15 protein-coding genes are annotated in these 12592 nt (G+C 70.1%); 9 read left to right on the top strand and 6 right to left on the bottom strand.

The window, feature by feature from the left end:
• Positions 1 to 2 precede the first annotated feature (2 nt).
• Positions 3 to 1418, bottom strand: a complete 1416-nt coding sequence (locus JNUCC0626_RS11820; RefSeq protein ID WP_394619755.1) for an aldehyde dehydrogenase family protein — start codon at positions 1416 to 1418, stop codon at positions 3 to 5.
• Between the two features lie 67 nt (positions 1419 to 1485).
• On the opposite strand from JNUCC0626_RS11820, the gene JNUCC0626_RS11815 reads away from it, so the two are divergent.
• Together JNUCC0626_RS11815 and JNUCC0626_RS11810 are read left to right on the top strand one after the other, a co-directional pair.
• Positions 1486 to 2076, top strand: coding sequence for a TetR/AcrR family transcriptional regulator (locus JNUCC0626_RS11815; RefSeq protein WP_394619754.1), 591 nt, complete (start codon positions 1486 to 1488; stop codon positions 2074 to 2076).
• A gap of 54 nt (positions 2077 to 2130) precedes the next feature.
• Positions 2131 to 2562, top strand: a complete 432-nt coding sequence (locus JNUCC0626_RS11810) for a hypothetical protein (RefSeq protein ID WP_394619753.1) — start codon at positions 2131 to 2133, stop codon at positions 2560 to 2562.
• Here JNUCC0626_RS11810 and JNUCC0626_RS11805 read toward each other — a convergent pair.
• Positions 2531 to 3757 carry a putative glycoside hydrolase gene (locus JNUCC0626_RS11805; protein WP_394619752.1) on the bottom strand — a complete coding sequence of 409 codons (1227 nt, stop codon included), beginning with the start codon at positions 3755 to 3757 and terminating at the stop codon, positions 2531 to 2533. The two genes, JNUCC0626_RS11810 and JNUCC0626_RS11805, sit on opposite strands and share 32 nt — an antisense overlap.
• 165 nt (positions 3758 to 3922) lie before the next feature.
• Between JNUCC0626_RS11805 and JNUCC0626_RS11800 the strand changes: the two genes are divergently transcribed.
• Entirely contained in the window at positions 3923 to 4480 is a 558-nt protein-coding gene (locus JNUCC0626_RS11800) for a TetR/AcrR family transcriptional regulator (RefSeq protein WP_394619751.1), read from the top strand.
• Here the strand turns inward: JNUCC0626_RS11800 and JNUCC0626_RS11795 are convergent.
• On the bottom strand, positions 4477 to 5376 hold the full coding sequence (locus JNUCC0626_RS11795; protein WP_394619750.1) for a PDR/VanB family oxidoreductase: 900 nt from the start codon (positions 5374 to 5376) through the stop codon (positions 4477 to 4479). The genes JNUCC0626_RS11800 and JNUCC0626_RS11795 overlap by 4 nt on opposite strands.
• A 151-nt stretch (positions 5377 to 5527) precedes the next feature.
• Between JNUCC0626_RS11795 and JNUCC0626_RS11790 the strand changes: the two genes are divergently transcribed.
• The gene (locus tag JNUCC0626_RS11790; protein ID WP_394619749.1) at positions 5528 to 5908 is read left to right on the top strand and encodes a hypothetical protein; all 381 of its coding nucleotides are present in this window, start codon (positions 5528 to 5530) and stop codon (positions 5906 to 5908) included.
• Positions 5909 to 5913: 5 nt separating this feature from the next.
• The gene (locus tag JNUCC0626_RS11785; protein WP_394619748.1) at positions 5914 to 6813 is read left to right on the top strand and encodes a pyridoxamine 5'-phosphate oxidase family protein; all 900 of its coding nucleotides are present in this window, start codon (positions 5914 to 5916) and stop codon (positions 6811 to 6813) included.
• Positions 6814 to 6860: 47 nt separating this feature from the next.
• On the opposite strand, the gene JNUCC0626_RS11780 is transcribed toward JNUCC0626_RS11785, so the two are convergent.
• On the bottom strand, positions 6861 to 7214 hold the full coding sequence (locus tag JNUCC0626_RS11780) for a MerR family transcriptional regulator (protein ID WP_394619747.1): 354 nt from the start codon (positions 7212 to 7214) through the stop codon (positions 6861 to 6863).
• Between the two features lie 97 nt (positions 7215 to 7311).
• On the opposite strand from JNUCC0626_RS11780, the gene JNUCC0626_RS11775 reads away from it, so the two are divergent.
• Both JNUCC0626_RS11775 and JNUCC0626_RS11770 read left to right on the top strand, forming a co-directional pair.
• Entirely contained in the window at positions 7312 to 8502 is a 1191-nt protein-coding gene (locus tag JNUCC0626_RS11775) for an MFS transporter (protein ID WP_394619746.1), read from the top strand.
• A 17-nt stretch (positions 8503 to 8519) separates the two neighbouring features.
• Positions 8520 to 9242: a hypothetical protein gene (locus JNUCC0626_RS11770; protein ID WP_394619745.1), complete on the top strand. Its 723-nt coding sequence runs from the start codon at positions 8520 to 8522 to the stop codon at positions 9240 to 9242.
• A gap of 47 nt (positions 9243 to 9289) precedes the next feature.
• Here the strand turns inward: JNUCC0626_RS11770 and JNUCC0626_RS11765 are convergent, their stop codons facing one another.
• Positions 9290 to 9745 carry a hypothetical protein gene (locus tag JNUCC0626_RS11765; RefSeq protein ID WP_394619744.1) on the bottom strand — a complete coding sequence of 152 codons (456 nt, stop codon included), beginning with the start codon at positions 9743 to 9745 and terminating at the stop codon, positions 9290 to 9292.
• A 145-nt stretch (positions 9746 to 9890) separates the two neighbouring features.
• Here JNUCC0626_RS11765 and JNUCC0626_RS11760 point away from each other — a divergent pair, with 145 nt between their 5' ends.
• Positions 9891 to 10802 (top strand): hypothetical protein, encoded by a 912-nt coding sequence (locus JNUCC0626_RS11760; protein WP_394619743.1) that lies wholly within the window; start codon positions 9891 to 9893, stop codon positions 10800 to 10802.
• Positions 10803 to 11033: 231 nt separating this feature from the next.
• Entirely contained in the window at positions 11034 to 12110 is a 1077-nt protein-coding gene (locus tag JNUCC0626_RS11755; protein ID WP_394619742.1) for a BtrH N-terminal domain-containing protein, read from the top strand.
• Between the two features lie 36 nt (positions 12111 to 12146).
• Here the strand turns inward: JNUCC0626_RS11755 and JNUCC0626_RS11750 are convergent, their stop codons facing one another.
• A complete protein-coding gene (locus JNUCC0626_RS11750; protein ID WP_394619741.1) occupies positions 12147 to 12581 on the bottom strand; it encodes a hypothetical protein in 435 nt (144 codons plus the stop codon).
• Positions 12582 to 12592 lie beyond the last annotated feature (11 nt).

Genomic DNA, 12592 nt, shown 5'->3' with positions numbered 1-12592 from the left:
GGTCAGCCCCGGCGCATCAGCCGCTGCGCCAGCTTGCGGCCGAGGTCGTGGAACGGCGGCTGCGCCAGGCGGAGCGTGTCGAGCAGGAGTGGCTTGCGCAGCACCGGTTTGAGGTGCGAGAAGGACTGCCACGAGTAGGTGCCGTGGTAGGCGCCCATCCCGCTGGCGCCGACTCCGCCGAACGGGAGTCCGGCCGCGGCCACGTGCACCAGGCCGGCGTCGTGCACGACCGCGCCGGACGACGTGCGCTGCTCGAACAGCCGCCGGGTGCGCGCCGAGGCCGAGAAGACGTAGAGCGCCAGCGGCTTGTCCCAGCCGGTGATCAGGTCGACCGCGTCGTCGACCGAGTCGACGGCGACGATCGGCAGCACCGGGCCGAAGATCTCCTCCCGCAGCACGGGATGCGCGGCGTCCGGGCCGATCGCCGCCGTGCCGCTCAACGTCACGACCGTCGGCGCGAGGTACCGCTCGGCCCGGTCGTGCTCGCCGCCGATCACCACGTTCGTGCCGTCCAGCAACGACACGAGCCGGTCGAACTGCCGCTCGTTCACGACGCGGCCGTAGTCGCGGCTCGCCCGCGGCTCGGTGCCCCAGAGGTCGGCGATCGCCTTCCGGCACGCCTCGACCAGCGCGGGCACCCGGTCCGGGGTGGTCAGCACGTAGTCCGGTGCCACGCAGGTCTGACCCGCGTTGGTGAACTTCGCCCACACCAACCTGCGCGCCGCCTGCTCCAGGTGCGCGTCGTCGTCGAACCAGGCCGGTGACTTGCCGCCGAGTTCGAGCGTCACCGGCGTCAGGTGCTCGGCGGCCGCGCGCATCACGATCCGCCCGACCGTGCCGCTGCCGGTGAACACGATGTGGTCGAACCGCTGCTCCAGCAGGTCCGTCGTCTCCTGCACCGCGCCCTCGACCACGCGCACGGCACCGTCGCGGAAGTACTGCGGCACCAGCTTCGCCATCAACGCCGACGTGGCCGGAGCCAGTTCGCTCGGCTTGAGCACCGCCGTGTTGCCCGCCGCCAGCACTCCGACCAGTGGGCCGAGCAGGAGCAGCACCGGGTAGTTCCACGGCGCGATCACCAGCACCACACCCAGCGGTTCGGACACGAGCTTCGCCCGCGCCGGCCACAGCACCATAGGCACCGGGCCACGCCGGGGGCGCGTCCACTTCCGCAGGTGGCGCAGCGTGTGGCTGATCTCCGCCAGCACGACGCTGATCTCGGTCAACTGCGCCTCGCCCGCGCTCTTGTGCAGGTCGGCGTGCAGCGCGGCCTCGAACGCGGCCTCGTTCTCGACGAGCATGGCGCGCATCGCCCTGAGGCTCGCTGCCCGCACGGCGGGGGAGCGGGTGGCACCGGAGTCGAAGACCTCGCGCGCGGCGGACACGACCGCGGGGATGTCGGCTGTCGTCGTGGGCATGGCGCCCACCGTACACCAATACGAAACAGATCCTTTTCGTTTCCTGCGGCCTGTAGACTCGGCGGCGATGACCACGAACGATGCGGCACAGGGACGCCCCAAAGATCCTCGGGTGGACGCGGCCCTGATCAGCGCGGCGATCGAGGTCCTGACCGAGTCGGGCTGGGCCGCCTTCACCACCACCGCCGTCGCGAAGCGGGCCGGTGCCTCCACGGCGTCGTTGTACCGACGCTGGCCCTCCAAGCAGGCGCTCGCCGGGGCCGTCGCGCGGCACATCGCCCAGTCCGAGCTGTCCGGCATCGACACCGGGACGCTCGAAGGCGACCTGCGGGAGTTGCTGGACCGCAAGCGGCAGATCCTCGAAACCGCCACCGGTCCCGCGTTGCTCTCCCTGATGGGCCAGGCCGCGCACGACCCCGAACTGCGGCAGATCCTGCACGACGACGTGTATCTCGCGGTCCGCACGCAGCTCGGCGAGCTCATCGCCAAGGCCGTGCGGCGTGGTGAGTTGGCGCGGGAGATCGATCCCGCGCAGATCGACGTGCTCACCCTCGTGCTCATCGGGACCGCGCTGGCCCGGTCGGTGTTCGTGGTGCCGTCCGGACGGGACGCCGAGTTGATGATGCTGCTCGCCGCGATCGTCGGCGCGCAGGCCTGAGCGTCAGGAACGTACACGCCGCTGCGGTTCGGTTGCGCGGCACTCGTTCTCGTTGTGCTGCTTCGGTTTCGCTCCGCCGGACGGTTCTCGAGGCGGGCCGGTGGCGCCGGGCTGATCGGCGTGTTCGGCTACAACGTGCTGTTCTTCTGGGCGGTGTCGCTGGCCCCGGCGATCGACGGCAGCGTGATCGTGCCGGTGCTGACGACGATCTTCTTCTTGGCGCGCGGCAAGGAAACTGCCACTCCCGCACGGGTTTTCGGACTGGTGCTGGGCGTCGGCGGATCCGTCGTGTTCTTCGCCGGGGTCCTGGCGGCGGGGTTCAGCGGCGGGCGGCTGGCGGGCGATCTGCTGTACGTCGGGTGCGCGGCGTTGTCCGTGGTGTTCCTCGGCGAGTCGCTGACGGAGCTGCAACTCGTCGGGGCGGTCGTCACGGTGGCGGGCGCGGCGCTCGCGGTCAGCAGTTCGCGCGCAACAGCACGCCGGTAGTACCGGGCATGCTCACGGACGTCACGGGCTTGCCGTCGTGGTCCTGATAGGTGCGCTGGAGCTGGACCGTGGTCGGCGGGCTGCCGGTCGGGTTCGCGTTGACCAGCGCCACACCGCAGGTGAAGTCGCGGCGGAACACCTTGTCGCCGATGGCCCGGTAGGCACCGGCCGGGTGGCCCAGGTTCCAGTCGTACTCCGGGTGCCACGGCGTGGGGTCCGCGTAGCCGTCGGTCTTCGCGATCTCGGCCATCGCCGCGTTGCCGCTCGTGGTCATGAACAGACTGGCCAGCGCGTAGCGGAACGCCCTGGTGTCGCCCGCGTCGAAGTGCGGCTGCACCCAGGTCATCTTGCCGCTCGACTCGTTGCCGGCGATCTCGGCGACCTGCCGGCGCCAGCCCTGCGGGTAGTCCTCCAGCAGCCGGTCGCTGGAGAACGTCAGCCACCACTCGTCGAAGCCGCCGTCGAGGTAGGCGCCGTACGCGTCCCAGCCGCCCTCGTGCAGGCGTGCGTTGGTCAGGTTGCCGACCGAGAGCAGGCCCGCGGCACCGAACCCGGCCTTCACCTCGGCCAGCATGCCTTTGTAGGCCTCGTGGAACGAGGCGTTGTCGGGGTACTTCGGCGGGCACACGCCGGGGTGGTGCGCGTCGCACGTGTACAGCGCGTTGTCGAGGAACACCCCGTCGAACCCGGTGGCCTTGGAGGTGGTCACGACAGCATCCACCCACGCCTTGCGGTAGGCGGGGTTGCCGACGTCCATCTGCCAGTGGTCCTGGTAGCCCGCGTACTCGAGGTTCCGGCCGTCCGGTCCTTTGAGGAACCAGTCCGGATTGGACGCCTGCACGGCGCAGTAGCCCAGCCCGGCAGGCAGGTGAGCGTCGTCCTTCCCGCCCTTGCACGCGTACGACCGGGTCGACGACAGGTCCTTGTAGACGTACACCTTCACGGCCGGGTTGGCGGCCTTGAGCTTCTTCAGGATGTCGCCCTCCCACGCGTTCAGCACGACGTGGGCACGGCGCTTGGCCTCGGTGGCGATCGTGGCGTCGGACACCGGCGTGCTGTTGAGGTGCAGCCAGAACGACTGCGTCCGGGCGACCGGGGCCGTTGTTCTGATGGTGGTGGCCTCGGTCGGTCCGGCGACGAGACCGGAGATCAGCGTGACCACCGGGAGAAGAATCTTGCCTGCCTGCTCAAGCATCGTTCCTCCTGGCTCTGGAGACTCCCCGCTGAGGTACCCCGTTCCGAAACGGGCCAGTGCCGGTGAGGCGGTAAACCACCTGTTCGGTCAGCCGGAGCCGGACAGGGGACACCGTGAGTGGGTCTGCCCCGGCCTATTTGACTGATTGTTCGGTAACATGGGGGGATGGCACGACCTCCCTCCATCGACGAAGCCGACCTGCTCATCGCGCTGACGGCGGTGTTCCGCGAGAAGGGCTTCGACGGCACCGCGATCGGCGACCTCTCGACGGCGTCCGGCCTGCAGCGGGCGAGCCTCTACCACCGGTATCCCGGCGGCAAGGAGGAGATGGCGGAGACGGTCCTCGCCAAGATCGGCGAGACGTTCGGCTGGATCCTCGCGCCGCTGAAGGAGGACGAGGACGTCGCGCAGGGCATGGCCGAGACCGCCCGCCGCATCGGCGACTTCTACGGCGCCGGGGCGTTGTCCTGCGTGCTCGACACCATGACGCTCGGCGGGACGCCGCAGAAGATCCGCGACCAGGCGCGCTCGCTCGCGACGGCGTGGATCGACGCGATGGCCGAGGCCGCGCAACGCGCCGGGCGTTCGCCCGAAGACGTGGAACGGGCCGCCAGGGAGGTCTTCCTGCGGATCGAGGGCGCGCTGGTGCTGGGCCGCGTGATGGGGGACCACACGGCGTTCGCCGAGAGCATCGAACTGCTGCCGAAGCTGCTGATGCCCTAGAGGTCCAGGACCAGCCGCGCGCACCGGGAGCGCGACACGCAGATCATCATCGTGTCCGTCGGCGCGGAGTGGTCCAGGTAGTCGTCGAGGTGCTCGGGCACGCCTTCGAGCACCCGCGTCTCGCACGTCCCGCAGAACCCCTGCGTGCACGAGTAGTCGGCCTCGACCCCGGCCTCAAGCAGGGCGTCCAGCACCGAGACGCCCTCCTCGACTCGAATGTCCACTCCGGACTGTGTCAGGTGGACGTCGAAGCTGCCGTCCTGGGGCGTGGCCGCGGTGAAGCGTTCGACGTGCAGCGTGCCGGGTTCCCAGGTGCGGCAGGCGTTCTCGACGGCCTCGACCATCGACTCGGGTCCGCAGCAGTACACGGCGGTTCCCGGCGCGGGGGTGGCCAGGACCTCGTCGACGGGGACACGGCCGCCGGGGACGAGACGGACGTGGTCGCCGTAGCGTTCGAGTTCGTCGGTGAACGCCATCGACTTGCCGGACTTCCCGCTGTACCAGAGGGTCCACGGGATTCCCGACCGCTCGGCCTCGGCGATCATCGGCAGGATCGGCGTGATGCCCACCCCGCCCGCGATGAACACGTACCGCTCGGCGGGTTCCAGCTCGAAGAGGTTCCTGGGCGCGCTGACGGTCAGCGCGTCGCCCTCGAACGCCTGCGCGTGGATCCACGCCGAACCGCCGCGCGACGACTCCTCGAGCAGGACCGCGATGCGCCACGTCGACCGGTCGGCCGGGTCGCCGCACAACGAGTACTGCCGGGTCAGCCCGTTCGGCAGCGTCACGTCGACGTGCGCGCCGGGACGCCACGGCGGCAGGTCGTCCCCGGACTTGAGCGACAGGGCGACGACACCCGTCGCGACGGTGGTCCTGGCGGTGATCGTGACGTTCATGCGGGGGTTCCTCACAGCAGTGGCCGAGCGGTTACCGAACGAACGGTAAAGAAATACCCGCTGGTGAGCGAGGTGGGGTTGGTCACCTTGAAGTTTACCGATCGTTCGGTAATGCTGAGCGAGTCAGTTTCCGACCGCAAGGAGAACGATCATGACCAGCAAGACCGCCGTCGTGGTGCTGTCCGACCCGTCGACCGGCACGGAGGAGGCGCTCGGCCGCGTCGTCAACGCCCTCGCCACCGCGTGGGAGTTCGGACAGGGCGGCGAGGCGCTGGTGGTGTTCCAGGGCACCGGCACGCGTTGGCCCGCCGTGCTCGCCGACCCCGAGCACCCCGCCCACGAGCTGTACACCGCCGTGCGCAAGCAGGTCGCCACGGTCGCGTCCGCCGGGTGCGCGACCGTCTTCGGCGCCACCGAGAGCGTCGAGGGCGAGGACGTCAAGCAGCTCAGCCAGAACCAGGCGCCCGGCATCCCGGCCGGCGCGAGCATCAGGGAACTGGTGGCGACCGGCTACCAGGTCCTGACCTTCTAGCCGCCATGACGGACCTCGTCGACCGGCTCGCCTTCCACCCCGGCGAGCTCGAAGCGCAACGGGTGGCCGGAACCGCCGAGCCGGCGGCGAGGGTGCACCCGATCATCTCCGACGCCATCCCGCGCGGAGCGTTCGACTTCCTGACGCGCCAGCAGATGCTGGTGCTGGGCGCCCGTGACGAACGCGGCCGCCCGTGGGCGACCACGCTGGTGGGGTCGGAGGGTTTCCTGACGGCACCCGACGCATACACGTTGCGCGCCGAGGCGACCGTGGTGCCGACCGACCCGCTGGCGGACGTCCTGCGGCACGAGGCGGACGTCGGCACGCTCGCCATCGACCTGGTGATGCGCAAGAGGTTGCGGATCAACGGCCGGTGGCGGCCCGTCGACGGTGGCGGGGAAGTCGACGTGCACCAGGCGTTCGGCAACTGCCCCAAGTACATCCAGGCCCGCGTCATGACCGAGGAGCCGCCGGAGTTCCACCCCGTCGTACAACGGAGCGAGGCGCTCGACACGCGGCAGTCGGTGCTGGTGTCGACCGCCGACACCTTCTTCATCGCCACGGGCGTGGAGTCCGGTGTGGACGTTTCGCATCGCGGCGGCAACCCCGGGTTCGTCCGGGTCGTCTCGCCCACCGAGCTGGTGTGGCCGGACTTCGTGGGCAACGCGATGATGATGACGGCGGGTAACCTCACCGTGAACCCGTTGGCGGGCTTGCTGTTCCCCGACTGGGAGTCCGGCGCGACGCTGCAGCTGACCGGGACGGCGGAGGTCCGCTGGTCCGCGGAGCAGGGCGGCGGACCGCGCAACGGGCAGGAGACGGTCTTCCGCGTGCACGAGGCGGTGTGGACCGAGAACGCCTTCCCCGGCTCGTGGACGGATCCGGCGTACTCCCGGTTCAACTGAAGAGTCGTTCAACGGAAAGGGCGTGGCTCGCGATGAGCCACGCCCTTTCAACGTTGTACGACCGCCGCCAGGTAGTCGTCGATCGCCTGGAGGTTCTTGGCGAGATGCGCGAGGCGCTCCGCCATGCGTTCGCGCTCCTCGCACACCCTGCTCACGAAATCCGGTGCGGGGTAACGGGAATCGGCCGCCTCGGCGATGCACGGCAGCACGGCCCTGATGATCTCGGTCGTCAGTCCGGCGTCCAGCAGGCTGCGAATCTGTTCCACCCGCACGACCAGGGGCTCGTCGTAGTCGCGGTAGCCGTTCTCCTGGCGCTGCGGTGCGAGGAGCCCCTGCTGCTCGTAGTAGCGCAGCAGTCGCGGGGAGACGCCGGTCCGCTCGGACAGCTCTTTGATGCGCATCACAGCTCCCGCGGCTTGCCCTCACACCTATGTCAACGTTGGAGCCTAGCCGAAGTCACCGCGAACGCGGCGACTTCGACCCCAGATCGAGGAAATCGTGTCCACCACCCAGATCGACGTCTCGCGCGTGGCTCCCGCGACACGCCTGCCACTGCTGCCGCTCATCGCGCTCTTCACCGCCGGACTCATCACCACGCTCACCGAGGCGCTGCCCGCGGGCGTGCTGCCGCAGATGAGCACCGCGCTCGGCGTCCCCGAATCCGTGGCGGGCCAGACCGTCACGATCTACGCGATCGGCACGCTGCTGACCGCCATCCCCGTCTCGCTCGCCACGGCGTCCTGGCCGCGCCGGAACCTGTTGCTGACCGCGCTGGCCGGGTTCGTGATCGCCAACCTCGTCACCGCCGTCTCGCTGGACTTCACCGTCACGATGGTCGCCCGGTTCCTCGCGGGCGCGTCCTCCGGCGTCGTCTGGAGCCTGCTCGGTGGGTACGCCGCGCGGCTCGTCGCTCCCGGTCTGAAGGGCAGGGCGATGGCGTTCGCGATGGCTGGAACGCCCGTCGCGTTGTCGCTCGGCGTGCCTGTGGGCGCCTACCTCGGCAAGGTGGTGGGGTGGCAGCTCACGTTCGGACTCGTCTCGGCCCTGGCAGGGCTGCTGATCGCCTGGACCGCGTGGACCCTGCCGAACTTCCCGGGCCGTCCCGCCGGCGACCGGATTCCGTTGCGCCGCATCCTGAAGCTCGACGGCCTGCGCACCGTGCTCGCGGTGACCGGGGCGTTCGTGCTGGCGCACACCATCCTCTACACCTACATCGCGCCGGTCCTCGCCTCTGTCGGCCTGCAGGATCACCTCCAGTGGATCCTGCTCGCCTTCGGCATCGCCTCGATCCTCAGCATCTGGCTGACCGGCGTGCTGATCGACCGGCACCACCGCAGGCTGGTCGTGGCGAGCACCGCGCTCTTCGCCGTCTCGGCGGCGGTGCTGGCGGTGGCCACTTCCAGCCCGCTCGCCGACTACCTCGCGGTCACCGCGTGGGGCCTGGCGTTCGGTGGCGCGGCGATCCTCCTGCAGTCGGCGCTGATGCGCGCGGCGGGCGAGCACGCCGACGTGGCCCAGTCGTCCATGGTGACGACCTGGAACCTCGGCATCGGACTCGGCGGACTCGTCGGCGGTGTGCTGCTCGCGGGCTTCGGCTCCGGCTCGCTGATGATCGCCGCCGTGGTCCTCCTGCTGCCCGCCGTCGCTGTCGTGATCCTCGCCCGCAAGCACGCCTTCCCGACCCGTTGAGTCCCGAAAGGACAGTCATGAGCAACGCCGACGTCAACTTCTACTTCGACCCCATCTGCCCGTTCGCCTGGATGACCAGCAAGTGGCTGCGGATCGTGCAGGCGCAGCGCGGCTACACCGTCGACTGGCGGTTCATCTCGCTGCGCCAGATCAACTCCCACCTCGACTACGCCACGCACTTCCCGCCCGAGTACGAGGCCCAGCACACGGCGGGCCTGCGACTGCTGCGGGTGGCGTCGGCGGTGCGGGAGCAGCACGGCCGCGAGGCGATCGGCCCGCTGTACGAGGCGTTCGGCAAGCGGATCCTCGAAGTCCTGCCCGACGACACCCGCGCACCGGGCTGGCAGGGCTCCCGCGAACTCGCCTCGGACGCGCTCGCCGAGGCCGGGCTGCCCGTCCTGTTCGCGGGCGCTCTCGACGACGAGAGCCGCGACGCCGAGATCCAGGCCGAGTCGGACGAGGCGTTGTCGTTGACCGGCAAGGACGTCGGCACCCCGATCGTCCACTTCGAACCGCCGCACGGCGTGGCGTTCTTCGGACCGGTGATCAGCCGCCTGCCCGACGAGGACCAGGCCGCCGAACTGTGGGACCACGTGGTCGGCCTCGCCCGGTTCCCCGGCTTCGCCGAGCTGAAGCGGAGTCTGCGCGAACGCCCGCAGTTGCCGTCGTTCGGCGTGACGGTCGAGGAGACCGGGCAGGTCGAGGACTGGCACGCGGGCAGCCGCCGGCTGAAGAAGTGACCCTCGGGGCGGCGCCTCTCGCGTGCAGGCGCCACCCCCGAGCCCCGCTACTGGGCGTGGACCGGCACGTTGTACCTGTCCCGGTAGAGGTTGCCGATGGCCACGAAGCCCCTGCCCTGGTAGGTCGCGATCTGGCGGGGCACCGTGCAGTTCGACGCCGGGGTGGTCCACGTCGAGGAGGTGGGCACCGTGAAGTTGAAGAACGGGTTGCAGCCCTGTTGGGTGCCTGAGTTGACCGTGTACATGTTGAGGGCGACTTCGATCAGCCACGGGGAGCCGCCGTAGTTGCTGAAGTTCATGGTGAAGTAGACCTCGGTGGGGGTGACGTGGACGCAGGTCGTCCAGTACCGCGAGGTGCTCCCCGGCAGGTATTCGGGGCTGGTGCAGGTCGATCCGGTCTGCCCCGGCGGAAAGGTCCAGTCCGCCGAGGCGGTCCCCGAGCCCGCGACCAGCGCCGCCGCCGCGAACACCGTGGCCAGAACACCTGAAATGACACGTCTCATGAAATCCCCTCCGGGTTTGTACCGGCCCAAATCCTCTGGGGCGCGGCCGCCGCGGGGGAGTCGTAACGGACGACAGCTCGTGCCGAAGATGACAGGGAGGGGCGACGAGTGTCAGGTAGTTGACATCCGCGGGGGGAGCGCAGTGGTGGGGTCGGCCGAGCTGATCAGGGCGGAGATCCGCGCGTTGCGCAAGGGGCGTGGGGTCCGCGCGGGCAACGTGGACGACCTGCTGGGGGACTCGTTGCGGGAACTGGTCGGGCGCGGGGTGCTGATCACCGCGCTCGACTCGTGCGCCGCCGAACTGCCGGAGGACCTGCGCACGTCCGTGCGGGCGAGTCTGGGGCTGGCCGGCGAGACGAAGGACATGCGGCACTTCAAGGACAGGGTGTCGTGGCTCGCGGCACGGTTGGAACGCGACGAGCGCACGGCGTTGCGGCGCATCGACGACGCCGAACGGCTGCTCGCGCGGGAGATCGCGGTGGAACTGCACCGCCGCGACGGCACCGCGCCGACGGGCTGGTACGTGGACGAGCTGAGAACGTTGGTGCGCCTGGACGTCGCGAGTCCCGAGTTCCACGAGCACCGCAGGATCGTGGCCCTCCGCGACGGCCTGCGCGAGGTGCGGGCGTGGATGGACGTGCCCCAGGACGACGGCGGGTCCCGGCCCGCGCTGCACGGCGAGCTGCTCTACGGGGGCCGGATCGTGCGCCGCGAGCAGCCCACGCGCAGTCAGTTCCGGTTCGCGATCAGGTTCCCGGAGCCGTTGCGCGCGGGCCAGAGCCACGAGTACGGGTTGTTGCTGAGGATTCCGCCGGGCCAGCCGATGCGCCCGCACTACGTGCTGACGGCGGAGTGCCAGTACAACCGGTTCATCGTGCGCGTGCGGTTCGGCGCGACACCGAGGTGGGTCCGGCGAGTGGACGGGGAGACCGTGCGGACGTTCGACAACGCCGAACCCGCCGCGACTCCCGTCGAACTGGACGACGCGGGGGAGGCCGAGCTGAGGTTCGAACGACCGGCGCTCTACCTGGGGTACGGGGTCGGCTGGCAGATGTGAACCGTCGGCGCGGCGGGATGCCCGAGAAGCGCTCTTGCGGTTAGGATGCGTCCCGGCGAGTTCCACGCCGAACCTCCTGACCGGGTGCCCACGCCACCCGGCTCTCGCGGGGGCAAAGGGGACCTGAGTGCCTCGGGACGCCGACCTCGTCATGCCTTCCGAACCAAGGCTGTCGTGACATCGGAGCGCGTGGGGTTCGGGTGTCTGGTGCGACGGCCGGGGAGTTCGGCGATGACGTCACGCAAGCAGCTCAAGGCCCAGGTCCGTGCCCGAATGGCGAAGACCGGCGAGCGCTACACGACCGCACTGGCCCACCTGACGGGCGCGTCGCCCGCCGGCGGCTGGACGTTGCGCGGGGGCACCGACCCGGACTCGGCCGGGGTGAACACGATGCTGGCCGCGCGGGGGATCACCGGCCTGACCGAGGCGCTGCTCTTCGGCATCGGCGGCGGGCTCGGCGCGGGCTACATCCTGTGGGAGTTCAAGCAGCACAACAGCCGGCACGTCACGCTCGGCTTCTGCAACTCCTGGCAGTACATCACCCGCCGCACCGAGAAGGCGCTCAACCGGCTGGGGATCGAGCACGAGTGGCACCGGTCCGCGAACAAGGCCGCGCAGACGTGGCTGACCGGACAGCTCGACGCCGGCAACGCCGTGATGGTGTGGCCGGACCGCTTCCAGATCGGCTACTGGGACCTGCCGGAGGAGTTCGACGGCCACGGTGGTCACCCGGTCGTCGCCTACGCCACAGCCGGGGACCAGGTGTACCTCGACGACCGCAACCTGGCGCCGTTCACCGTGGCCCGCGAGGACCTCGACCGCGCCAACGCCCGCGTCGGGACCTGGAAGAACCAGGCGCTCGTGATCACCGACGAGGACCGCGCGATCGACGTCGAGGTGGCGGTGCGCGAGGGGCTGCGGGACTGCGTCGAGCACCTGTCGCAGAAGTCCGACTCGTTCTCGCTGCCCGCGTGGCGCAAGTGGGCGCGGATGATGACCGACACCAAGGCCGCCAAGGCGTGGCCGAAGGTCTTCGCGGACGGCCAGGGGCTCGACGTCGCGTTGCGCGGGGTGCGGGAGGGCGTCGACGGACGGTACGGCGTCACCGGCGGCAACCTGCGGCCGTTGTTCGCCGACTTCCTCGACGAGGCAGGGCATTCCGAGCAGGCGCCGCGCTGGCGGGAGATCGCCGAGATGTGGCACGCGCTGGGCGCGCTGACCGAGTTCGCGGACATGGGCAAGCAGCTCAGCGCGTTGTACGACGCCGAGACCGACGCGATCGCCCGGCTGAAGGCCGTGGTGGACTGATCCGGAACGGGGTGCGGGCTTCCTGCCCGCACCCCGTCAGTCGTCGTCGGACTGGATGACCATCAGCCGGAACGTCGCCGACGGCGAGTTGCGGCCGCACGTCTCCAGCATGTGCCACGCCAGGTTGCCGGGGCCGTTGTTCGCCTGCGGCAGGCGTTCGCGGCTGATGCCGAGCACGCCGTCCTCGCTCTCGTTGAGCAGTTCGGGCGTGCCGACGAGCACCGCGATGCCGAACGCCAGCACGTCGGCGCGCATGTCGTCGTCGAGGTCGTCGGTGAGGCCGATCTTGCAGACCGGCCCGCCCGGCGCGTCCAGGTCGACGCCGACGAGACCGGCGAGCCCGATGCTGTGCCGGGCGGGCACGTCGAACACGCGGATGTTGGTGCCCATGGCCAGCGCCATCAGCCTCGCCATCGGTGTGGTGAGCATCGGGTCGTTGATGACGGGACGTTTCGGCTTGTGTGCGCCCATGATCTTCGAGC

The sequence above is a fragment of the Lentzea sp. JNUCC 0626 genome, assembly GCF_043632865.1.
Lineage (GTDB): Bacteria > Actinomycetota > Actinomycetes > Mycobacteriales > Pseudonocardiaceae > Lentzea.
This window is presented reverse-complemented; position numbering and strand designations above follow the sequence as displayed.

Excerpts from the sequence above, each read along its gene's own strand:
- JNUCC0626_RS11755 (WP_394619742.1), top strand. The coding sequence starts at position 11,034 with ATGACGTCACGCAAGCAGCTCAAGGCCCAGGTCCGTGCCCGAATGGCG.
- JNUCC0626_RS11765 (WP_394619744.1), bottom strand. The coding sequence starts at position 9,745 with ATGAGACGTGTCATTTCAGGTGTTCTGGCCACGGTGTTCGCGGCGGCG.
- JNUCC0626_RS11750 (WP_394619741.1), bottom strand. The coding sequence starts at position 12,581 with ATGGGCGCACACAAGCCGAAACGTCCCGTCATCAACGACCCGATGCTC.
- JNUCC0626_RS11815 (WP_394619754.1), top strand. The coding sequence starts at position 1,486 with ATGACCACGAACGATGCGGCACAGGGACGCCCCAAAGATCCTCGGGTG.
- JNUCC0626_RS11785 (WP_394619748.1), top strand. The coding sequence starts at position 5,914 with ATGACGGACCTCGTCGACCGGCTCGCCTTCCACCCCGGCGAGCTCGAA.
- JNUCC0626_RS11790 (WP_394619749.1), top strand. The coding sequence starts at position 5,528 with ATGACCAGCAAGACCGCCGTCGTGGTGCTGTCCGACCCGTCGACCGGC.
- JNUCC0626_RS11795 (WP_394619750.1), bottom strand. The coding sequence starts at position 5,376 with ATGAACGTCACGATCACCGCCAGGACCACCGTCGCGACGGGTGTCGTC.
- JNUCC0626_RS11805 (WP_394619752.1), bottom strand. The coding sequence starts at position 3,757 with ATGCTTGAGCAGGCAGGCAAGATTCTTCTCCCGGTGGTCACGCTGATC.
- JNUCC0626_RS11820 (WP_394619755.1), bottom strand. The coding sequence starts at position 1,418 with ATGCCCACGACGACAGCCGACATCCCCGCGGTCGTGTCCGCCGCGCGC.
- JNUCC0626_RS11800 (WP_394619751.1), top strand. The coding sequence starts at position 3,923 with ATGGCACGACCTCCCTCCATCGACGAAGCCGACCTGCTCATCGCGCTG.
- JNUCC0626_RS11780 (WP_394619747.1), bottom strand. The coding sequence starts at position 7,214 with ATGCGCATCAAAGAGCTGTCCGAGCGGACCGGCGTCTCCCCGCGACTG.
- JNUCC0626_RS11770 (WP_394619745.1), top strand. The coding sequence starts at position 8,520 with ATGAGCAACGCCGACGTCAACTTCTACTTCGACCCCATCTGCCCGTTC.